The sequence below is a fragment of the Streptomyces sp. NPDC057623 genome, from assembly GCF_042800355.1.
Lineage (GTDB): Bacteria > Actinomycetota > Actinomycetes > Streptomycetales > Streptomycetaceae > Streptomyces.
The window spans coordinates 32545-52792 of the sequence record NZ_JBHVGZ010000024.1 but is presented as its reverse complement, the minus strand read 5'-3'; the positions used below and the strand labels follow the sequence as shown (position 1 = coordinate 52792).

Genomic DNA, 20248 nt, shown 5'->3' with positions numbered 1-20248 from the left:
ACCGCGCTTCGCACGGCTCGGGCGGGAGGGGCCCCCACGCCACCGCGCGGCCCGCCCTCCGGGCGGACGACGGGAAGGTGACGGCCAGGGCTGGTCATCGCCCGGTGCCCCCGTACACGACAGCCTCGTCGCTGTCGGAGTCGAGTCCGAAGGCGGAGTGCACGGCGCGGACGGCCTCGTTGACGTCGTCGGCGCGGGTGACGACCGAGATGCGGATCTCGGAGGTCGAGATCAGCTCGATGTTCACGCCCGCGTCGGACAGCGCCTTGAAGAAGTCGGCCGTCACGCCCGGGTTGGTCTTCATACCGGCGCCGACCAGGGAGATCTTGCCGATCTGGTCGTCGTAGCGCAGGGAGTCGAAGCCGATGCCGGCCTTGTTCTTCTCCAGGGCGTCGATGGCCTTGCGGCCCTCGGACTTCGGCAGCGTGAAGGAGATGTCCGTCAGGCCGGTGGAGGCGGCGGACACGTTCTGCACGATCATGTCGATGTTGATCTCGGCGTCGGAGATCGCGCGGAAGATCGCGGCGGCCTCGCCCGGCTTGTCCGGGACGCCGACGACCGTGACCTTGGCCTCGGAGGTGTCGTGCGCGACACCGGAGATGATGGCCTGCTCCACCTGCTTGTCCCCTTGCTCGATCGGCTCGCTGCTGACCCACGTGCCCTGAAGCCCGCTGAAGCTGGACCGCACGTGGATCGGGATGTTGTAACGACGGGCGTACTCCACACACCGGTGGAGCAGCACCTTCGAGCCGGACGCGGCCAGCTCCAGCATGTCCTCGAAGGCGATCCAGTCGATCTTCTTCGCCTTCTTGACCACACGCGGGTCGGCGGTGAACACGCCGTCGACGTCGGTGTAGATCTCGCAGACCTCGGCGTCGAGGGCGGCGGCCAGCGCCACGGCGGTGGTGTCGGACCCGCCGCGCCCCAGCGTGGTGATGTCCTTGGAGTCCTGGCTGACGCCCTGGAAACCGGCGACGATGGCGATGTTGCCCTCGTCCACCGAGGTACGGATCCGGCCCGGCGTCACATCGATGATGCGGGCTTTGTTGTGGACCGAGTCGGTGATGACACCTGCCTGGCTGCCGGTGAACGACTGGGCCGAGTGGCCCAGGTTTTTGATCGCCATGGCCAGCAGGGCCATGGAGATCCGCTCTCCGGCGGTCAGCAGCATGTCGAGCTCGCGTCCGGCAGGGATCGGGGATACCTGCTCGGCGAGATCGATCAGCTCGTCCGTCGTGTCGCCCATCGCGGAAACCACGGCGACCACCTGGTGGCCGTTCTTCTTGGCTTCCACGATCCGCTTGGCGACGCGCTTGATGCCCTCGGCATCGGCTACGGAGGAGCCTCCGTACTTCTGCACGACAAGGCCCACGTGCGCTCCTCGCTCAGTCCGTGTGTGTCGGCTCAGTCTAACGAGCGTCCGAATTCGACCTTGGGGTTCCCAGATGGTGAGATCCGGGCGCTCGGGGTGGTGTCTGCCCGGCCGGGGGTGGGGCAATCGGTTTAGTGGTGCAGGTCACTCGGGCCGCACGGCCGCGCACACCCCCGATGCCCGCCGCGCGGCGCGGAGCGCGAAATCAGCCATTGACGCTCTCCGTAGTCGACCGCTAACTTCGCGTCGTCGTCGCCACACCAGGGGCACAAGGCTCCATCGGGACTAGCGACGCGAAGGAATCTCTTCCTTTGACGACTGTGACCGCTTCAGAGATCCAGCACGTCACGCGAGCCGATACGGATTCCCCGGCCGGCCTTTTCGAGATCCAGCCCTTCACGCCCCACTGCGAGGTCATCCGCGGCGCGGGCGACCACGCCGTCATCGGCGTCTCCCCCGGCAACAGCTACTTCTCCGCCCGCCGCGTCCACGACCTGGCCCGCTGGGGCCTCGCCCTGTTCGAGCGGGTGGACTTCGTCTACACGGACCTGTACGTGGCCGAGATGTACGCGGCGTCCGGCTATCCGCCCGACGACGCGCGCCGCAAGGCGGTGAAGAACCTGCGCGGGGTACGGGCCAAGGTGCTGGGCGCGGTCGAGGCCGTCGACCCGGCCGGCACCCGCCTGCACGCCCACGCCATGTCCGACTTCCGCGGCAACCCGGCGTACCGCGAGATCCACGACCGCCTCCAGGCCCGCCTCGCCACCGACGACGAGTTCCGCACGACCTGCGAGCAGCTCGTCGACTCCTTCCTCGCCGAGAAGGCGGGGCACGCGACCGACGCGCAGCGCGAGGTCTGCCTCGCCTACGTCTGCGCCGAGGCACCCCTCTTCCTGGACACCCCCGCCATCCTGGGCGTCCCCTCCTCCCTCAACTGCTACCACCAGCTCCTGCCGATGGCCGAGCTGCTCTACTCCCGGGGCGCCGGTCTGCGCGCCTCCCGCAACCAGGGGCACGCCATCGTGACGCCCGCGGAAGGGGCCTGCGATGTCCACTGAAACCCTGATCGACTTCCCGTTCTCCTGGCGTGGCGACCAACTCCCGGGAGAGGTGGAGGAGTTGCGCGCCTCGACCCCGGTGCGCCGCGTGCGCACCATCGCCGGCGACGAGGCGTGGCTCGTGTCGTCGTACGAGCTGTGCAGGCAGGTCCTCGAAGACCCGCGCTTCAGCCTGAAGGACACCTCGGCCCCGGGCGTGCCGCGCCAGTACGCGCTGACGATCCCGCCCGAGGTCGTCAACAACATGGGGAACATCACCGGCGCCGGACTGCGCAAGGCCGTACTGAAGGCGCTGAACCCCAAGAGCCCCGGCCTGGCGCGGTGGATGCGGTCCCAGGCCGCCGAACTCGTCGACGGGCTGGTCCGCGAGGGGGCCCCGGCGGACCTGCGCGGCGGCTTCGCCGACCCGTACTCGGCGGGCATGCACTGCCGGATCCTCGGCATCCCGCCGAAGGACGCGCCCCGGCTGACGCGGAGCCTGGACATCGCGTTCATGAACTCGGCCTGCCCGGTCACGGGCGCCCGGCTGAACTGGGACCGGGACATCGCCTACATGACCGAGCGGCTCGACGACCCGGCGACGACGGGGCTGATGGCCGAACTCGCCGCCCTGCGCGCGGACCCCGACTACGGCCATCTGAGCGACGAGATGCTCGCGACGGTCGGGGTGACGATGTTCGGCGCGGGCGTCATCTCCACCGCCGGCTTCCTGACCATGGCGCTGGTGTCGCTCGTCCAGCACCCGGAGCTGCAGGCCGAGCTGATCGCGCACCCCGGCAGGATCCCCGCGGCCGTGGACGAGCTCCTGCGCGTCAACCTGTCCATCGGCGACGGTCTGCCGAGGCTGGCGACCGAGGACGTACGGCTGGGAGAGGTGGACGTGCGGGCGGGCGACCTCGTCCTGGTCCTCGTCGAGGGCGCGAACTTCGACCCGGCCGCCTTCCCCGACCCGCACACGGTCGACCTCGCCCGCGAGAACGCCACCGCCCATCTCTCCTTCGGCGGCGGCCGCCACTACTGCCCCGCCACCGCCCTCGGCCGCAAGCACGCCGAGATCGCCCTGGAGACCGTGCTGGAGCGGATGCCCGGACTGCGGCTCGCGGTGCCGATCGAGCAGCTGGTGTGGCGGACCGGGTTCATGAAGCGGATCCCGGAGCGGCTGCCGATCATGTGGTAGCGACCGGGTAGCGGTCGGCCGGCGGTCGATTTACCCGCTTATCGCCTGTTCACAGGCTCGGCGTCCGGTCGTCTTTAAAGTTCAACCACTATGGTTCGCCCTGTGCGGGTACTTCTGGTGGAAGACGACGAACCGGTCGCCGAGTCGCTCCGGCGCGGACTGCTGCGGTACGGCTTCGAGGTGGCCTGGGTCACCACGGGCGGCGCGGCACTCGGCCACACCGAGCCCTACGACGTCGTACTCCTCGATCTCGGCCTGCCCGACACCGACGGCCTCGACGTCTGCAAGGCGCTGCGCGAGCGCGGCGAGGTGCCGATCATCGTGATCAGCGCGCGCAGCGACGAGACGGACCGCGTGGTCGGGCTGGAGCTCGGCGCCGACGACTACGTCTCCAAGCCGTTCGGCGTGCGGGAGGTCATGGCGCGGATACGGGCGGTGATGCGCCGGGCGCAGCCCCGCACGGGTGCCGCCGCCGAGGCGGGCCCGGACCGTTACGGCGACCGCCTCACCATCGACCGCAAGGCGGCCCGCGTCCGCCTGGACGGCGCGGAGGTGGCCCTCGCGCCCAAGGAGTACGACCTGCTGGCCTTCCTCACCGAGGAACCCGGGGCGCTGATGTCGCGCGAACAGATCATGGAGGCCGTCTGGGACGCCAACTGGTTCGGCCCGACGAAGACGCTGGACGTCCATGTGGCGGCGCTGCGGCGCAAGCTCACGGGGGCGATCACGATCGAGGCGGTGCGGGGGGTCGGGTTCCGGCTGGAGATCGCCAAGGGCGACGGCGGTAACGGCACGTCATGATCCGTCAGCTCATCCGCAGTTACGTCGGTCTGGTCGCCGTCGCGATCGCCCTGTTCACCGTGCCGGTCGCCTTCACCCTCACGGACCAGCTGCGGGACGACACCGCGGACTCCGTCATGCGCGAGGCCAGGACCATGGCCCTGCTGCTCGGCAACGGGAACGCCTCGTCGTGCGCGGCGCTGGAGGAGATGGCTGACGCCTTCGGCGGTCAGACGTCCAGCGACGTCCAGGTGACCGAGCGCTGCGACACGGGCCTGCAGCAACCGCGGCAGGACGCGGCCCTGACCAAGGCCCTGGAGAAGGGCGAACGCACGACCGACTGGGGCTCCTCCTTCATCTGGGGGCCGGAGCTGAAGATCACGGTGCCCGCCCGCCAGAGCATGGAGGACCTCGACGGCCGCAACCGAGGCCCGGTCGTCGGCGCCGTACGCATCGTGTACCACACCAACGGCATGACCAGCCGCCTCTGGCAGATCTGGGGCTTCCGCGCCGGGCTCGCGGTGGTCGTCCTCGGTGTGGCCGCCGTGATCGGTGCCGCGGCGGCCCGGCGGATCACCCGGCCGCTGCGCCAGCTCAACGACATGGCGAGCAAGTTCAGCGACGGTGACCTGACCGCCCGCTCGCCCGTGACCGGCCCCCCGGAGACCCAGACGCTGGCGCGCACCCTCAACCAGGGCGCGGAGCGCCTGGACACGCTGGTCGCGTCCCAGCGCATCTTCGTGGCCGACGCCTCGCACCAACTCCGCACTCCCCTCACCGCGTTGCGGCTGTCGCTGGACAACATCGCGGACGGCACGGACGACGACTTCGTCAAGGAGGACGTCGAGCAGGCGACCGCGGAGGTCGTCCGGATGAGCCGGCTGGTGAACGGCCTGCTGGTGCTGGCGCGGGCGGAGGCGAAGGTCACCGCGGCGGAACCGCTCCCCCTGTGGGACATCGTGCGGGAGAGGCTGGCGGTGTGGAGGCCGGCCGCCGACGAGCGTGGAGTCACCATCACGCTCGGGGGGAGTGCCGACGGCCGGCCGCTTGTGCTGACCAGCCCCGGTCATCTGGACCAGGTGCTGGACAACGTGCTCTCGAACGCCCTGGAGGTGTCACCGGACGGCGGCACGATCACCGTCCGGGTGGAGCCGAGGGGCGAAGAGGTGGTTCTGTCGGTGGACGACGAGGGCCCGGGCATGTCGGACGCGGAGAAGTCCCGCGCCTTCGACCGCTTCTGGCGCGGCCAGGGCCTGACCGGGAAGGCCGGCTCCGGCCTCGGCCTCGCCGTCGTCAAGCAACTGGTGACCGACGACGGCGGGACGGTGACCCTGGGCGACGCTGCCGGGGGCGGGCTGTCCGTGCGGATCAGCCTTCGGGCATCAACGAGGAGTGGTGGTTGACGATCTTCCACTCGCCGTCCCGCTTCTCCCACTCGTAGGTGTACCGGGCCTTGGCGATGCTCTTCTTGCCCGTGTCGTGGTCGGTGAGCGCGAACTCGTAGAGACCCGCGTCCAGCACCGAGTTCGAGTCGAGGACGTTGATGTGCGTCTCGATCTTCTTGCCGACCGGCTCGTTCGCCAGGAAGTGCTCGAAGTAGTCGATGCGGCTCTCGCGGTCGGCACGGACCTGGTTGGAGAGGGTGGGCAGCAGGACCGCGTCGTCCCAGTAGAGGTCGGCGACCTTCTCCGGGTCCTGGGTCTTCAGCGCCGCGTTCCACCCGTCGAACAGGGCGGCCACCTGCTTCTTGGTGGGCTTCGCCGCCTTCTCCGGACCGGCGACGGCGCCACCCGCGGCAAGGGTTCCGACGGCGACAAGGGCGGCCACGGTGACGACGGCTGCGCGCTTGCTCATGGAACGACGGGTCATCGCGAACTCCCTGTGCTGTGCGGTCTGGTGGGTCTCTCTCCGCTTTCCGTGTTCTCTGCGGTGGAGGTGACTCCAGATTCGCGTGGCACCGGTTAGGGCCCGTACAGGGCAGATGCAGGGCCGGGAAAGCACATGCCCAATTCACGCCGGGTGAGCCGTCGGCTACGCCGCGTTCACGGTCCGTCGACGCAGCAGGGCGGAACCGGCCCCGAGGGACACCACGCCCATGCCGACGCTGGTCGCGACGGACTGGGCACCGTCCACGACGAAGGGGGCGGCCGCGGCGACGACGGCGTTGAAGAGGAACAGGAACCACAGGACGGGGCGGGAGGAGAGCAGGGCCTTCATGGCGGTTTCCTTCGGGGCGGGGCCGCTGCGGCGGCCGTTGACCTGACGAGATCAACGATCCCGTCTGCCGAGGTCAGCGACGAGGGTGTGCGCTCCCGAAGGGGTGGTGTAGCGGGCTGCACCAAAGGCAGACTCGTGCCTGGGGCGGGGACGTCGAGGGGTGGGCATGGCGGGCGGATGGACGGGCGACACGCTGCTGGCCGCCATCGTGCTGCTCGGCTCCTGCGTCCAGTGGCTCACGGGGATGGGCTTCGCCCTGGTCGCCGTACCCGCGCTGATCCTGCTGCTGGGACCGGCGCAGGGTGTCGTCCTCGCCAACTGCGCCGCCGGGGCGATCAGTGCCGTGGGTCTGGCGGGCGGCCTGCGGCAGGTGCGGCCGGGCGCGATGGTCCCGTTGTGCGCCGCGGCGGCCTGCACGGTCCCGCTCGGGGCATGGATGACACGCCAACTGCCGGAGCCCGTACTGCTGTTGGTCATGGGCGGGCTGGTGACCGTCTCCGTACTCCTGGTCCTGCGCGGCGCCCGGGTACCGGCACTGCGCGGCGGACGGGGCGCGGTCGCGGCCGGTGCGGTGGGCGGCTTCATGAACTCCGCGGCGGGGGTGGGCGGCCCGCCGGTGTCCCTCTACGCGGTCAACGCGGGCTGGACGGTACGGGAGTTCGTGCCGAACGCCCAGTTGTACGGGGTCGTCGTCAACGCGTTCTCGGTGGCGGCGAACGGGGTGCCGGAGCTGGCCGCGTCCCGGTGGGGGGTGGTGGTCGGGGGGATGGCGGCCGGCGGGGTGATCGGCAGGTGGCTCGCCGCGCGGACACCGGAGGAGCGGGCCCGGCTGCTGGTGTTGGCGCTGGCGCTGCTGGGCGGGGTGACGGCGGTGGGGAAGGGCCTGTCGGGCCTGTGACGGCGACCCGACGCGGGCTCCTCGCCGTCGCCCTTCCCCTCCCCGCCCACGACGGGCCCTAATTCCCCGCTGCTCACACCCGCCCCCCGAACAACGCCACCAGCCCGTGGTCCAGCTCCGCACCCACCGTCTCCTCACCGGGCGCGATCACGGTGTAGGTGCGGGCCAGGAAGCGGTACAGGTCCACGGTGGCGAACCGGAGCACGGCCGTGCCCACCGGTGAGTGGAACTCGACGTAGGTGTGGGACGACCCGCACGGCCGGACCCGTACGGTGCCGAGCCCGGCGGAGGCGTGCAGGCCCTCGCTCAGCAGCACGCGGGCGAACGTCCAGGTCGTGACCTCGCCGTCGAGCGTGACATGGGGCGGGAAGTCGAGGTGCACGGCCAGCGGGTCGGCCGAGGTGTAGCGGAGCGTGGCGGGTATCGCGATGTCCTTGTCCGTGGCGGTGATCAGGCAGGCGCCGGTCGGCTGCTCCAGGGTGACGTGCATGGTCGGGCTCCGATTCGAGGGGGGTGCGGCACCGGCCGGGTGCGGCCGTTGTGCCTGTGAGACCGCCCGAGGGGCCGTTGCATTACGCCACTTCAGAAGCCTTTTCCTGTAACGCGCGTCACGCTCCCCGGCCCACCCCCGGCGCTCCCCGAGTAATCCCCTGGCCCGGTTCCCCCCGCACGGCTACGGTCCCCGGATGGAGATTCTGCGATACGTGGCCTTCAGCAGCGACCCCACGGGAGGCAACCCGGCGGGTGTGGTGCTCGACGCCACCGGGGTCGACGACAAGGAGATGCTGGCGACCGCGGCCGACGTCGGCTACTCGGAGTCGGCGTTCGTGGTGCCGTCCGGCGACGGCACGCTGGACGTGCGGTACTTCAGCCCGCTGGCCGAGGTGCCGTTCTGCGGCCACGCGACGATCGCGACGGCCGTCGCCCACGCGGAACGACACGGCACCGGCCCGCTGGTGATGCGTACCCAGGCGGGCCCCGTCACCGTGACCACCGACCGCACGGCGGAGGGCGCCGTGGTGGCGACCCTGGTGAGTGTGGCGCCGCGGACGGCTCTGATCGGCGAGGCCGAACTGGCCGAGCTGCTGGCGATCTTGGGCTGGACCGCCGAGGACCTGGACCCGGCGCTGCCGCCGCGCGTGGCCTTCGCCGGGGCCTGGCATCCGATCCTCGCCACCGCGAGCCGGGAGCGACTGGCCGACCTGGACTACGACATGGCCGCGCTCGCCGCCCTCATGGCCCGCGAGGACTGGACCACCGTCGATCTGGTGCGGCGGGAGTCCGCCACGGTGTTCCACGCCCGCAACCCGTTCCCGCCCGGTGGAGTGGTCGAGGACCCGGCCACGGGTGCGGCGGCGGCCGCGTTCGGCGGCTATCTGCGGGAGCTCGAACTCGTCGCCCCGCCCGCCACCCTGACGATCCATCAGGGCGCGGACATGGGCAGGCCGAGCACGATCACGGTGACGGTACCGGCCGGACCGGACACGGGTATCGGCGTGACCGGCACGGCCGTTCGGATCTGAGCTGACGGAGCTGAGCTGACGGAGCTGAGCTACTGGCGCTGCTTGGCGGGCCGCACCCCCAGCGGCCCCCCGATCTCCTGCTCCATGACCCTCCCGGCCTCGAACTCCAGCGTCTCGTCACCCATCACACCCTGGTCCGTGTCCAGGCCGTCCAGCTCCTCCAGGGGCTGGTTCAGCCGGATGTGGGCCAGGACCGAGTGCAGGGCGCGCAGGGTCGCCGAGGCCGTCGTGCCCCAGTTGGAGAAGTACGAGAACTGCCACCACCACAGGGCCTCGGTGGTGCGGCCGGCGCGGTAGTGGGCCATGCCGTGGCGCAGGTCGGTGATGACGTCGGCCAGGTCGTCGGAGATCCGGGCCGGGACCGGGGCCTTGCGGGGCTCGTAGGGGTCGAAGACCTCCGAGTAGACGTCCACCGGGTCCAGCAGGCGGGCGAGGTTCTCGCGGAGTTCGTCGACGTCGAGCTCCGGGCCCAGGTCGGGCTCGTAGCGCTCGTCGGGGACGATGTCCTCGTGGGCGCCCAGGCGGCCGCCGGCCAGGAGGAGTTGGGAGACCTCCAGGAGGAGGAAGGGCACGGTCGAGCCCGGCTCGTCGCCCTTCGCGACCTCCGTGACTGCGACCAGGAAGCTCTCGATCTGGTCCGAGATCTGGACCGCGAAGTCGTCCGGGTCCTGGTCGGTCGCGTGCAGCGTGGCGTCAGACATCTAGGAGTCGTCTCCCCTCGAAGGCGCGGCCGAGGGTGACCTCGTCCGCGTATTCCAGGTCGCCACCCACCGGGAGGCCGCTGGCCAGGCGGGTGACCTTCAGGCCCATGGGCTTGATCATGCGTGCGAGGTACGTGGCCGTGGCCTCGCCCTCCAGGTTCGGGTCGGTGGCCAGGATCAGCTCCGTGACCGTCCCGTCGGCCAGCCGCGCGAGGAGTTCTCGTATCCGCAGGTCGTCCGGTCCGACACCCTCGATCGGGCTGATCGCGCCGCCGAGAACGTGGTAGCGGCCGCGGAACTCGCGGGTCCGCTCGACCGCCACGACGTCCTTCGGCTCCTCGACCACGCAGATCACCGCCGGGTCGCGGCGTGTGTCCCGGCAGATGTTGCACAGTTCCTCCTGCGCCACGTTGCCGCACGTCGCGCAGAAGCGGACCTTCGCCTTGACCTCCATCAGGGCCTGGGCGAGACGCCGTACGTCCGTCGGTTCCGCCTGGAGGATGTGGAAGGCGATCCGCTGCGCGCTCTTGGGACCGACGCCGGGCAGCCGTCCCAGCTCGTCGATGAGGTCCTGGACCACGCCTTCGTACAACGGACTGCCGTCCTTCCTGGGGTTCCTTACGGTACGTACGGTAGTTGGCGGCGGCCCCTCTTAGAAAGACGAGCCGGGCAACGCCCTGAGCGTCAGAAGGGCAGGCCCGGGATGCCGCTGCCGCCGCCCAGGCCCTGGGCCAGCGGGCCCAGCTTCTGCTGCTGGAGCGTCTGCGCGTTCTCGTTGGCCGCCTGTACGGCCGCGATGACCAGGTCGGCGAGGGTCTCGGTGTCGTCCGGGTCCACCGCCTTCGGGTCGATCTTGAGCGCCCTGAGTTCGCCGGAACCCGTCACGGTGGCCTTCACCAGGCCGCCGCCCGCCTGGCCCTCGACCTCCGTCTGAGCCAGTTCCTCCTGCGCCCTCGCCAGGTCCTGCTGCATCTTCTGGGCCTGCTGGAGCAGCTGCTGCATGTTGGGCTGGCCACCACCGGGGATCACGATCAGCTCCTTGCGTGTATACGCGTTTCCCGTTCAGCACGAGCCTACGTGGTCCGCGCAGCCGTCGCCCCAGCACTCTTTCGAGTGAGAGGAACTGGAGTCCTATACCTGATCAAGGCCCTCTTCTGGGCGGAAAAGAGGCGAAAGACATCTCTTCGCCACCCATTGGGAGGTAGGAAGGGTCCGGCGCGTCAGCCTCAGGTGTCGCGTGACGTTCCGTGCGCCGCGGGGGTCGTACCCGGGTCGTACGCGAGGTCACGCACCGTGATCAGTAGGGAGTGCCGGGTGGTTCAGCCGGAGATGCAGCCCGACAGGTCGCCGCAGGACAGGCGGGGTGGTGAGGGGGCCGCCGGACTGCGGCCGGGCGATCTGACGGGGCGGGCGTTTCCGCTCGGCGACTGGGGGGAGCCCGCGGTCCGGCTGCACGAGCTGTACCGGTGGGTGGAGCGCGGGGCGATGGACACGGCGGCGTGGTATCTCGCGGACCGGGTGTGGAAGCGGCGGGGCGCTCGGGCGCTGCGGGGCGGGGCGGCGGCGGGGGCGGTCGTCGGGGCCGCGCTGCCGCTGCTGGAGCTGACGGGGGCCGCGAGCGGGGTGGCGCCGTGGGGGTATCTGGCGCTGTTGGTGGCGGTGGCGTGTGTGGCGATCGACCGGTTCTTCGGGGTGTCGTCCGGGTGGATAAGGGACGTCGCCACGGCTCAGGCGGTGCAGCGGCGGTTGCAGATGCTTCAGTTCGACTGGGCGACGGAGAGTGTGCGGGAGGTGCTCGGGCCGGCCGAGGGGACGGCGAGCGAGGCGGCCGAGCGGTGCCTGGGGGTGTTGCGGCGGTTCTCGGAGGATGTCACCGAGCTGGTGCGGGCGGAGACGGCGGACTGGATGGTGGAGTTCCGCACGGGGTCCGCGCCGATGGGGATCCAGTCGGCGGTGGCCGGGGGGACCCGGCAGGACGTGGGGGCGGGGCAGGGGCGGTTCGCGGTGCCGCCGGCCAACGGGGCCCGGCCCAACATGCCTCGGCAGCGGCCGCCGGAGCCTCGGTGAGGGTTTCCTTCGCCCCCGCCCCTCACACGCCGGACGGGCCGGATGGCGGGGCGTCCGCGCACAGCCTCAGGCCCACCGGCGTAGCGCACGGCAGATGTCCCTGGGTACGGATCACCTGGCGGCTGCCCTCCTTGTCCAGGTAGGCGAGGAAGCCGGCGGTGAGGGAGTCCTCGGAGGGGGTGCCGTAGGTGTAGGCGTACTCGATGTCGCGGTACGGGTAGGCGCCGGCGCCGCGTTCGATCTCGTCCACGTCGGCACGGTCGCCGTCGAGGGGGACGGTACGCACCCCCTTGTGCTGGGCGGCGACGCTCAGCTCGCTGTACCCGAGGGCGCCGGGCTGCTCGGCGACCTTGTCCAGGACGTCGCTCGTGCCGGGGAGTTCGCACCGCGTCACGGCGGTGACGGCGCCCCTGGACGGCCGGCAGTCCAGTGACGTGCTCTGGGCCTGCTCCCACTCCCCCAGTACACGGTCCTGGAAGACCTGCCGCGTCCCCGAACTGTCGCTGCGGCTGACCAGGACGACGGGCAGGTCGGCGGTCGCCCGGTCCGCCCCGGGGAGCAGTTCGCCCCAGCGCTTGTACCTGCCCTGGTAGATGTCCCGCACCTGCCGCACCGACAGGCCGTCCGGCCCGAGGTCGATGCCGTCGTTGACGACGAGCGTGAAGACGGACAGCGCGATCTTCTTCCCCTTCAGGCCCAGCCGGTCGCCCAGCGGGCCGTCGGAGAACGCGATCACGTTCCGCGCGTTCGGCTTCGACCGGCCGGCCAGGGCGGCGAGCTCGGCGACGCCGGCCTCGCTGCCGCGCGTCTCGACGTGGATCTCGACGCCCGCGCACTTGCGCTCGTAACTCTTCGCCAGCGTCTCGATCACCGGCTCGAAGGCGGTCGAGCCGATGACGGTCACCTCGCCCTGCTCGCACTCGATGGGATTGCCGTCACGGAAGACGACGATGCCCGCGAGGGCGAGGACGGAGAGGGTGAGCAGGCCGGTGAAGATCCTGGCCGGGAGGCTGAACACCGGCGGTGTGTCGTCCGGCGTCGCCGCGCGGTTGGGGCGCACCTCGCCGTCCCGGATGCCGCCGCGCAGCCGGATCTCCGCGCCCACGTCGCCGCCGGAGAGCATCACCAGCAGCTTGTAGTACTCACCGGGGTTGAGCGGGACGCGCGGGATGCGCAGCCGGTTGTCCTCGTAGCCGAAGCCCCGTTGCGCGGTGAAGTGGTCCATCAGATGGTCGATGTCGGTCGGCTGCGTGACCGACACGCCCCGGATGGTGCGGTCCGTGAACACCGCGGTGAGGCCGTGGGGTTCGGGGCCCGTGTAGTCGTCGCGGTCGATGCTCTGCGAGCCGTCGTTCTCGACGCGCAGCAGCACCAGCGTCGCGTCGTCCATGTCCGCGTCGAAGAGGCCGAGCCTGACGTTGGCCCGGCCCGAACGCACGTCGTCGCCTATCGGGTTGTCCATCTGGACGCGATAGCCGATCCGCTTCCTGCGCGGCACACGCCGCTCGTACCAGACCATGACGCCCGACGCGACGACACCGAGCACCGCCGTACCGACGGCCACGATGTTCTCTGCGCTCAGCCATTCCACCGGGGTCACAGTAGGCTCGCGCGGCCTCAACAGCCTTATGCGCAGGGGTACTTGCGATTACTGTCTGGTGTACGTCAGCTTCTCCCCGCTGCTCGTGTTCACCCGCTCCAGCCTGCCGTCCGGCAGCAGGGTGATCTCGGTGGCCGCGCCGGGTGAGCAGGAGGTGGCCGGCTCGCCGGCGGTCACGGTGGACGGGCCGATCGTCAACGGGCCGTCCGCGCCCGGCGCTTCGGTGAGCGTCGCCTCGAACTCGCAGTGGTAGGTGCCGCTGCCGGCGGGGCCGTCGGCGACGAGGGAGAGCACCTTGTCGCCCACCTCGCCCTGCCGGATGGTCAGCCGGCGGGAGTTCTCGCCGGTGGCGTTGTCGATCGAGGCCGTCCAGGTGCCCAGGTACCGGGTCGGGACCGCGCCGTCCGTCGGCGCGCTGTCCGTCGGGTCCGGGGAGGTGGCCGGGTCGGTGGAAGGGGAGGTCGCGGGGTCGGTCGGGGATCGGGTCGCGCTGTGGGGGCCGCCCGTCGGACCGCCGCCCGCACCGTCGTCCCCGCCGCCGTTCATGAGGGCGTACACCGAACCACCGGCGGCGAGCGCGACGACCAGCGCGACAAGGACGAGCGCCACCGTGGAACGGCCGCTGCGGTGGGGCGCTTCGGGAGGGGGCGTGGGGAGGTAGGGCAGGGCCGGGTCGTAGGGCGGGGTGGGGCCGTACGGCGGGTTCGGGCCGTACGTGGGGGTGGGACCGTACGCGGGGGCGGGGCCGTGGGGCGGGTTGGGGCCGGCCGGCGGATAGCCGTACCCCGGCTGCCGGGAGTGCTGCTGCGGGTGCTGTTGCGGGGAGCCGTACGCCGGGTGCGCCGGGGTGCCGCCAGAGGCGGCGGCCTCTCCGAAGGGGCCACCGGGAGGGGTGCCCGGGCCCGGCGGCGGGGGCAGGGGCAGGGGCGGACCGCTCTGTGTCGCGGCCACGGTGGGGAGATGGTCCGGCGGCGGGGGCGGGGCGGCAGAAGCGTGCTCGGGGGAGGCCGCGGGAGTCGGCTCGGCGGACCCCGGCGCCCCCGCCCCCACAGAACCCTCGGAACCCACCGGACCCACCGGATCCTCCGTGTCCAGCAACCGCACCGCGTGCCGCCCCAGCTGGGCCACCAGCGCGCTCGGCAACCACGGATCCCGGGACCGGCCGCCGGAGACGGTGTCCTCGGCCCCCGTGCGCTCCAGGATCCGGTCCAGCGTCGGCCGGGCGCCGGGGTCCTTGCGCAGACAGTCCCGCACCAGGTCGGCGACGCCCTCGGGCACGCCCTCCAGGTCGGGCTCCTCCTGGGCGATCCGGAACATCACGGCGTGCGCGCCGCTGTCGACGGAGCCGAAGGGCAGCGTGCCGGTCGCGGCGTACGCGAGCACCGAGCCCAGGCAGAACACGTCGCACGCGGGCGTGATCCGGTCCCCGCGCACCTGCTCGGGTGCCATGAACCCCGGCGACCCGACCAGCGCGCCGGTGCGCGTGAGCCCGCTCTCGTCCACGGTCTCCAGGGCGCGGGCGATCCCGAAGTCGATGACGCGAGGGCCGTCGATGGTGACCAGCACATTGGACGGTTTCAGGTCCCGGTGCACGATGCCCGCGGCATGGATGTCCTGGAGCGCGTGCGCGAGGCCCGCCGCCAGGATCCGTACCGACCGCTCGGGCAGCGCCCCGTGGTCGCGGCCGACGACCTGCTGGAGGCTGGGCCCGGCGACATACCCGGTGGCGACCCAGGGCACGTCGGCCTCGGTGTCGGCGTCGAGCACCGGCGCGGTCCAGAACCCGCCGACCTGCCGCGCCGCCTGCACCTCCTGCCGGAAACGGGCCCGGAACTCCTCCTGTGCGGCCAGCTCCCGCCGGACGAGTTTCACGGCGACGGTCCGGCCGCGGTCGGAGCGGGCGAGGTAGACGTCCCCCATCCCGCCCGCCCCCAGCCGCGCCAGCAGCCGGTACGCCCCGATCTGCTGCGGATCATCCGACCCCAGCTTCTCCATCGCACGCCCCCAACCCCGCTCGCGCAGGCCCCCGCCTACGCCACGGCCCCACGATAGTGCGGCATATGAGGAGGTGAGCGGGGCGGCGTCTACGGTTCCGTAACAGGTGCGGCGATCCCGTCGAGCACCTTCGACATCCGTTCCAGAACCCGTACGGCATCGGCGAGTTCCGCCTCCCCGAACGCCTCCGCCAGCCGGTCCGCGAAGGCCGCGTGCCCGGGGTCGATGCGGGAGACGGCCGCCAGCCCCTCCTCGGTGGGCGCGAGGAGCTTCGCGCGGCGGTGGGCCGGGTTGGGCCGGTACTCGGCGAGGCCCTTGTCCACCAGCAGGTCGGCGATGCGCTGCACGCTCTGCCGGGTGATGCCCATCTCGCGGGCGATTCCGGAGACGGGAAGGGGTTCGCCGAGGACCGCCCCGAGCACCTGCCACCAGGCCGCCGTCAGCCCGGCGGGCCTGGCCAGCTCCTCGGCGACCGCGAGGAACCGGCCGTTGAGCCGGAAGACCCCGAGCGCGCTGCGGCTGAGCAGGTCCTGTCGTTCCCGGCTCACAGCACGCCGGCCTTTTCGAGCACCGCGTACGCCTCGGCGTCGGAGTCGTGGAACAGGCGGTACCAGGCGTCGACGGCCTCGTCCTCGTACACGTGCAGAAGCCGCAGGATCTCCCGGGCGAAGGCGACGGGTTCGGTGGGACCCGCGGTGACGAGCCCGCCGTCGGTGACGGCGTCGGCCTCGACGTACCGCCCGCCGCCGCCGTACCCGGTCGCGGCCAGGTAGAAGGAGATCGCGCTGGTGTGGTCCCGGTCGTCGAGCAGCCCTTCGCGGGCCAGGCCGGCCGTCGCCCCGCAGATCGCGGCCACCGGCACACCGGCGTCCAGGAAGGCGCGGGCGGTGCGGGCGAAGGGAGCGAGTGCGTCACCCCCCGCCGCGTCAGCGGCTGATGTCTCGGTCCAGAGGTCGGCGCCCGGCAGGATCAGCAGCGACCCGTCCGAGGGCCGTACGTCGTCCAGGGCCAGGTCGGGCTGGATGCGCAGGCCGCCGACGGTGGTGACGGGTGCGCGGGTCGGACCGACGGTGCGGATCTCGTACCCGGCCCGGGCCAGCTGCGCGGTGGCGTGGCCGGGCTCCCAGTCGGCGAGGGTGTCGTAGACGGCGAGGTACACGGGCTTGCGGATGCTTGCGGTGGTGCCGGTGGTGCTGCTCATGGCTCCTCCTGAGGACCCCTCGAAGTTGACAACATACTGTCACTAAGACAGCTTGCTGTCAATGGACGCCCTGTGTCCCCTCCCTCCTGTGCCACCGCTGTCGACAACCTGTCGCGGAAACCTCCCGAGCACAGACATGACGCCGATACCTCGCCCACACCCCGCGCTCCTACGCTCGGCCGCATGACCCCTCAGCCAGATCCCGAGGTCGGCGCCGCCGTGAAGGCCGCGGACCGTGCGCACGTGTTCCACTCCTGGTCCGCGCAGGAGCTCATCGACCCGCTCGCCGTCGCAGGTGCGGAGGGTTCGTACTTCTGGGACTACGACGGCAGGCGTTTCCTCGACTTCACCAGCGGACTCGTCTACACGAACATCGGCTACCAGCACCCGAAGGTCGTCGCCGCGATACAGGAGCAGGCCGCACACCTGACCACCTTCGCGCCCGCCTTCGCCATCGAGGCCCGGTCCGAGGCGGCGCGGCTGATCGCCGAGCGGACGCCGGGTGACCTGGACAAGATCTTCTTCACCAACGGCGGCGCGGACGCCGTGGAACACGCGGTGCGGATGGCCCGGCTGCACACGGGCCGCCCGAAGGTGCTGTCGGCGTACCGCTCGTACCACGGCGGCACCCAGCAGGCGGTGAACCTCACCGGCGACCCGCGCCGCTGGGCCTCCGACAGCGCCACGGCGGGTGTGGTCCACTTCTGGGCGCCCTACCTCTACCGCTCCCGCTTCTACGCCGAGACCGAGGAGCAGGAGTGCGCGCGGGCGCTGGAGCATCTGGAGACGACGATCGCCTTCGAAGGGCCGTCGACCGTCGCCGCGATCATCCTGGAGACGATTCCGGGGACGGCGGGCATCATGCTGCCGCCGCCCGGATATCTGGCCGGGGTGCGCGAGATCTGCGACAGGTACGGGATCGTCTTCGTCCTGGACGAGGTCATGGCGGGGTTCGGGCGGACCGGCGAGTGGTTCGCGGCGGACCTGTACGACGTCACCCCCGACCTGATGACCTTCGCGAAGGGCGTGAACTCCGGTTATGTGCCGCTGGGCGGTGTGGCCATCTCCGGGGCCATCGCCGAGACCTTCGCGAAGCGGCCGTACCCCGGCGGTCTCACGTACTCCGGGCACCCCCTGGCCTGCGCGGCCGCCGTCGCGACGATCAACGTCATGGCCGAGGAGGGCGTCGTCGAGAACGCCGCCCGACTGGGCGCGGACGTGGTCGGCCCCGGGCTGCGTGAGCTGGCCGAGCGGCATCCCTGCGTCGGTGAGGTGCGGGGAGTCGGCATGTTCTGGGCGGTCGAGCTGGTGAAGAACCGGCAGACCCGCGAGCCCCTGGTCCCCTACAACGCGGCGGGCGAGGCGAACGCCCCCATGGCGGCGTTCGGCTCCGCCGCGAAGGCCGGGGGCATCTGGCCGTTCATGAACATGAACCGTACCCACGTCGTACCGCCCTGCAACACGACCGAATCCGAGCTGAAGGAGGGCCTGGCCGCACTGGACGCCGCCCTGACCGTGGCGGACGAGTACACGGATTGACATGCTCCTCGCCCCGAAGGGCGAGGATTCTGGCCTTCTCTGACGGGTTGCCGTGCCGCTACGCGGCACGGTTTCCGGTCGGGAATCCGTGGCTTCCTGTTTCTTCGCGCTGTGCCAGAACGGGTTCTGGTCTTACCGGCGCTCTGCAGGCCGTTACCGCCAGTCCGGCGGCCGTTTCGATGTTGATCGCGGCGTTGTGGTCCCGGTCGTGGATGGTGCCGCAGGCGGTACAGGTCCATTCCCGAACGCTGAGGGGTTTGGGTCCGTCCTTGACGCCGCAGGTGGAGCAGACCTGACTCGTCGGTGCGAACCGGTCGATCTTGATGAAGGTGCGGCCGTACCGCTCGGTCTTGTACTCCAGCATGTTCACGAACGAGGTCCAGCCCGCATCGTGGACGGACTTGGCCAGCCTGGTACGCGCCAGTCCCGCCACCGACAGGTCTTCCACGGCGATCCCTTGGTTCTCGGAGATCAGCTTGGTGGAGAGCTGGTGGTGGAACTCACGGCGCGCGTCGGCGACCTTGGCGTGGGCGCGGGCGACCTTCAGGCGGGCCTTGGCGCGGTTCTTGGACCCTTTCTGTTTGCGGGACAGCTCGCGCTGGGCCTTCTTCAGTTTCTTCTCCGCGCGGCGCAGGAACCGCGGGGAGTCGATCTTCGTGCCGTCGGACAGGACCGCGAAGTGGGTCAGGCCGAGGTCGATGCCGATGGTGTTCTCGGTCTGCGGCATCCGGGCCTGGTCGGCGGTGGGGTCGGTGTCGATGACGAAGGACGCGAAGAACCGTCCCGCCGCGTCCTTGATCACGGCGACCGAGGACGGTGTGGTGGGTAGCGTGCGCGACCATTTCACCTGCACCGCACCGATCTTCGGCAGGTCGAGGCGGCCCGCGTCGGTGATCTTCCAGCGGGCGTTCGCGGTGAACCGGACCGACTGCCGGTGGTCCTTGCGGGACTTGAAACGCGGCGCACCCAGTTTCGGGCCCTTGCGGGTGTCTTTCAGGGAGGCGAAGAAGTTGCGGTAGGCGGTCTCGGCGTCGCGCAGGGACTGCTGGAGCACCACCGCGGAGACCTCGGCCAGCCAGGACCGCCCGGTGGTCCGCTTCGCCTCGGTGATCAGGCTGCGGGACAGCTGCCCGGCCGTCGGGAACGGCCGCCCGGCCTCACGGGCCTCCTCGCGGGCGCGGACGGCATCGTTGAACACCACGCGGGCGCACCCGAACGCCCTGGCCAGCGCGGCCTGCTGGACGGGGTTCGGGTACAGGCGGAAGCTGTACCGAAGCTGCATGCCGGCCACGATAGATACTTGGGTTATGGCCGAGATGCAGAAGATCAGAACTGGCAGGCACTGCGCTTTCGTGATGCATGTGCACTTGGTTTTCGTGACGTAGTTCCGGCACAAGGTGTTCACCGACGGCCACTTGAGGCGGATGGAGGAGATCATGCGTTCCGTCTGCGCGGACTTCGAGTGCGAGCTGGTGGAGTTCAACGGCGAGGACAATCATGTCCACCTGCTGGTGAACTTCCCGCCCAAGGTCGCCGTCACCAAGCTGGTCAACTCCCTCAAGGGCGTCTCCTCCCGCCGTCTGCGCCAAGAGTTCCCTGACCTGGTACGCCATTACTGGCGGGCCAACAAGCTCTGGTCCGGGTCCTACTTCGCGGGCACCGTCGGCGGTGCCCCGCTGTCCGTGGTCCGACAGTACATCGAACAGCAGAACCGGCCGGGATGAGCACCGCCTGGCTCCGCCGGGACCAGGCCTTCCCGGCGGCATACCTCCGTCCGGCTCCGCCGGACCAGTCGCGGTGACGCTCCGCGTCACACCGCCAGATTCGCTTCACCCCCGGCCTGAAGGCCGGAGCACTGCCAATAGATCCCGGTAGCCGGTCCGGATCTTTCCAGCCCGCCCTCACGGCGCCGGTCGAGGCATCACAGCCCATCCGGCGTTCGAGGACGAGCCACCACCATCCCGAACCCCCACCCACCCGCAGGCGGCTTCGCCCCACCGCGCCAATCCAGGCATCACAGCCCGCCCGGCGTTCGAGGACGAGCCACCACCATCCCGAACCCCCACCCACCCGCAGGCGGCTTCGCCCCACCGCGCCAATCCAGGCATCACAGCCCGCCC

Annotated in this window: 20 protein-coding genes and 1 pseudogene; 9 read left to right on the top strand and 12 right to left on the bottom strand. The window is 70.9% G+C overall.

Features of this window, described 5'->3' with window-relative positions; genetic code table 11:
* Positions 1-94: 94 nt before the first annotated feature.
* Positions 95-1372, bottom strand: coding sequence for an aspartate kinase (locus ACFU95_RS24260; protein ID WP_383831237.1), 1278 nt, complete (start codon positions 1370-1372; stop codon positions 95-97).
* Positions 1373-1692: 320 nt separating this feature from the next.
* On the opposite strand from ACFU95_RS24260, the gene ACFU95_RS24255 reads away from it, so the two are divergent.
* The 4 genes from ACFU95_RS24255 to ACFU95_RS24240 all read left to right on the top strand — a co-directional run bounded on the left by ACFU95_RS24255 (position 1693) and on the right by ACFU95_RS24240 (position 5790).
* Entirely contained in the window at positions 1693-2430 is a 738-nt protein-coding gene (locus ACFU95_RS24255; RefSeq protein ID WP_383831365.1) for a tRNA-dependent cyclodipeptide synthase, read from the top strand.
* Positions 2420-3607, top strand: coding sequence for a cytochrome P450 (locus ACFU95_RS24250; RefSeq protein ID WP_383831235.1), 1188 nt, complete (start codon positions 2420-2422; stop codon positions 3605-3607). The genes ACFU95_RS24255 and ACFU95_RS24250 overlap by 11 nt, the downstream gene beginning before the upstream one ends.
* A gap of 102 nt (positions 3608-3709) precedes the next feature.
* Entirely contained in the window at positions 3710-4408 is a 699-nt protein-coding gene (locus tag ACFU95_RS24245) for a response regulator transcription factor (RefSeq protein ID WP_383831233.1), read from the top strand.
* The gene (locus tag ACFU95_RS24240; protein ID WP_383831231.1) at positions 4405-5790 is read left to right on the top strand and encodes a sensor histidine kinase; all 1386 of its coding nucleotides are present in this window, start codon (positions 4405-4407) and stop codon (positions 5788-5790) included. The genes ACFU95_RS24245 and ACFU95_RS24240 overlap by 4 nt, the downstream gene beginning before the upstream one ends.
* Here ACFU95_RS24240 and ACFU95_RS24235 read toward each other — a convergent pair.
* Together ACFU95_RS24235 and ACFU95_RS24230 are read right to left on the bottom strand one after the other, a co-directional pair.
* On the bottom strand, positions 5756-6256 hold the full coding sequence (locus ACFU95_RS24235; protein ID WP_383831229.1) for an SgcJ/EcaC family oxidoreductase: 501 nt from the start codon (positions 6254-6256) through the stop codon (positions 5756-5758). The two genes, ACFU95_RS24240 and ACFU95_RS24235, sit on opposite strands and share 35 nt — an antisense overlap.
* A 162-nt stretch (positions 6257-6418) precedes the next feature.
* The gene (locus tag ACFU95_RS24230) at positions 6419-6604 is read right to left on the bottom strand and encodes a hypothetical protein (RefSeq protein WP_383831227.1); all 186 of its coding nucleotides are present in this window, start codon (positions 6602-6604) and stop codon (positions 6419-6421) included.
* Between the two features lie 166 nt (positions 6605-6770).
* Here ACFU95_RS24230 and ACFU95_RS24225 point away from each other — a divergent pair, with 166 nt between their 5' ends.
* Entirely contained in the window at positions 6771-7502 is a 732-nt protein-coding gene (locus tag ACFU95_RS24225) for a TSUP family transporter (RefSeq protein WP_383831225.1), read from the top strand.
* 73 nt (positions 7503-7575) lie between these two features.
* Here ACFU95_RS24225 and ACFU95_RS24220 read toward each other — a convergent pair whose 3' ends face one another.
* Positions 7576-7992 carry an SsgA family sporulation/cell division regulator gene (locus tag ACFU95_RS24220; RefSeq protein WP_383831224.1) on the bottom strand — a complete coding sequence of 139 codons (417 nt, stop codon included), beginning with the start codon at positions 7990-7992 and terminating at the stop codon, positions 7576-7578.
* A gap of 196 nt (positions 7993-8188) precedes the next feature.
* On the opposite strand from ACFU95_RS24220, the gene ACFU95_RS24215 reads away from it, so the two are divergent.
* A complete protein-coding gene (locus ACFU95_RS24215) occupies positions 8189-9025 on the top strand; it encodes a PhzF family phenazine biosynthesis protein (protein ID WP_383831222.1) in 837 nt (278 codons plus the stop codon).
* Positions 9026-9054: 29 nt separating this feature from the next.
* Here the strand turns inward: ACFU95_RS24215 and ACFU95_RS24210 are convergent, their stop codons facing one another.
* From ACFU95_RS24210 to ACFU95_RS24200, 3 genes are all read right to left on the bottom strand, one after another.
* Positions 9055-9726, bottom strand: coding sequence for a DUF5063 domain-containing protein (locus ACFU95_RS24210; protein WP_383831220.1), 672 nt, complete (start codon positions 9724-9726; stop codon positions 9055-9057).
* Positions 9719-10318, bottom strand: coding sequence for a recombination mediator RecR (gene recR / locus ACFU95_RS24205; protein WP_383831218.1), 600 nt, complete (start codon positions 10316-10318; stop codon positions 9719-9721). The genes ACFU95_RS24210 and recR overlap by 8 nt, the downstream gene beginning before the upstream one ends.
* Positions 10319-10410: 92 nt before the next feature.
* Complete coding sequence (locus ACFU95_RS24200) at positions 10411-10755, bottom strand: YbaB/EbfC family nucleoid-associated protein (RefSeq protein ID WP_234766960.1); 345 nt, start codon at positions 10753-10755, stop codon at positions 10411-10413.
* A gap of 285 nt (positions 10756-11040) precedes the next feature.
* On the opposite strand from ACFU95_RS24200, the gene ACFU95_RS24195 reads away from it, so the two are divergent.
* Positions 11041-11793: an SLATT domain-containing protein gene (locus ACFU95_RS24195; protein WP_383831216.1), complete on the top strand. Its 753-nt coding sequence runs from the start codon at positions 11041-11043 to the stop codon at positions 11791-11793.
* Between the two features lie 22 nt (positions 11794-11815).
* Here the strand turns inward: ACFU95_RS24195 and ACFU95_RS24190 are convergent, their stop codons facing one another.
* The 4 genes from ACFU95_RS24190 to ACFU95_RS24175 form a co-directional block, all read right to left on the bottom strand.
* The gene (locus tag ACFU95_RS24190) at positions 11816-13384 is read right to left on the bottom strand and encodes a PstS family phosphate ABC transporter substrate-binding protein (RefSeq protein WP_383831214.1); all 1569 of its coding nucleotides are present in this window, start codon (positions 13382-13384) and stop codon (positions 11816-11818) included.
* 57 nt (positions 13385-13441) lie between these two features.
* Positions 13442-15388, bottom strand: coding sequence for a protein kinase (locus ACFU95_RS24185; protein WP_383831212.1), 1947 nt, complete (start codon positions 15386-15388; stop codon positions 13442-13444).
* Positions 15389-15477: 89 nt separating this feature from the next.
* Positions 15478-15936, bottom strand: coding sequence for a MarR family winged helix-turn-helix transcriptional regulator (locus ACFU95_RS24180; RefSeq protein ID WP_383831210.1), 459 nt, complete (start codon positions 15934-15936; stop codon positions 15478-15480).
* Positions 15933-16589 carry a type 1 glutamine amidotransferase family protein gene (locus tag ACFU95_RS24175; protein WP_383831209.1) on the bottom strand — a complete coding sequence of 219 codons (657 nt, stop codon included), beginning with the start codon at positions 16587-16589 and terminating at the stop codon, positions 15933-15935. Before ACFU95_RS24175 ends, ACFU95_RS24180 begins: the two co-directional genes overlap by 4 nt.
* Positions 16590-16772: 183 nt before the next feature.
* On the opposite strand from ACFU95_RS24175, the gene ACFU95_RS24170 reads away from it, so the two are divergent.
* The gene (locus ACFU95_RS24170) at positions 16773-18128 is read left to right on the top strand and encodes an aspartate aminotransferase family protein (RefSeq protein WP_383831208.1); all 1356 of its coding nucleotides are present in this window, start codon (positions 16773-16775) and stop codon (positions 18126-18128) included.
* A 58-nt stretch (positions 18129-18186) separates the two neighbouring features.
* Here the strand turns inward: ACFU95_RS24170 and ACFU95_RS24165 are convergent, their stop codons facing one another.
* Positions 18187-19410 (bottom strand): RNA-guided endonuclease InsQ/TnpB family protein, encoded by a 1224-nt coding sequence (locus ACFU95_RS24165; protein ID WP_383831206.1) that lies wholly within the window; start codon positions 19408-19410, stop codon positions 18187-18189.
* 25 nt (positions 19411-19435) lie between these two features.
* On the opposite strand from ACFU95_RS24165, the pseudogene tnpA reads away from it, so the two are divergent.
* Positions 19436-19852, top strand: a pseudogene (gene tnpA / locus ACFU95_RS24160) (IS200/IS605 family transposase).
* Positions 19853-20248: the final 396 nt, after the last annotated feature.

Bases quoted from the DNA above. Each gene is read 5' to 3' on its own strand.
- ACFU95_RS24250 (WP_383831235.1), top strand. From the start codon at position 2,420: ATGTCCACTGAAACCCTGATCGACTTCCCGTTCTCCTGGCGTGGCGAC.
- ACFU95_RS24240 (WP_383831231.1), top strand. From the start codon at position 4,405: ATGATCCGTCAGCTCATCCGCAGTTACGTCGGTCTGGTCGCCGTCGCG.
- ACFU95_RS24235 (WP_383831229.1), bottom strand. From the start codon at position 6,256: ATGACCCGTCGTTCCATGAGCAAGCGCGCAGCCGTCGTCACCGTGGCC.
- ACFU95_RS24230 (WP_383831227.1), bottom strand. From the start codon at position 6,604: ATGAAGGCCCTGCTCTCCTCCCGCCCCGTCCTGTGGTTCCTGTTCCTC.
- ACFU95_RS24225 (WP_383831225.1), top strand. From the start codon at position 6,771: ATGGCGGGCGGATGGACGGGCGACACGCTGCTGGCCGCCATCGTGCTG.
- ACFU95_RS24220 (WP_383831224.1), bottom strand. From the start codon at position 7,992: ATGCACGTCACCCTGGAGCAGCCGACCGGCGCCTGCCTGATCACCGCC.
- ACFU95_RS24215 (WP_383831222.1), top strand. From the start codon at position 8,189: ATGGAGATTCTGCGATACGTGGCCTTCAGCAGCGACCCCACGGGAGGC.
- ACFU95_RS24210 (WP_383831220.1), bottom strand. From the start codon at position 9,726: ATGTCTGACGCCACGCTGCACGCGACCGACCAGGACCCGGACGACTTC.
- ACFU95_RS24185 (WP_383831212.1), bottom strand. From the start codon at position 15,388: ATGGAGAAGCTGGGGTCGGATGATCCGCAGCAGATCGGGGCGTACCGG.
- ACFU95_RS24175 (WP_383831209.1), bottom strand. From the start codon at position 16,589: ATGAGCAGCACCACCGGCACCACCGCAAGCATCCGCAAGCCCGTGTAC.
- ACFU95_RS24170 (WP_383831208.1), top strand. From the start codon at position 16,773: ATGACCCCTCAGCCAGATCCCGAGGTCGGCGCCGCCGTGAAGGCCGCG.
- ACFU95_RS24165 (WP_383831206.1), bottom strand. From the start codon at position 19,410: ATGCAGCTTCGGTACAGCTTCCGCCTGTACCCGAACCCCGTCCAGCAG.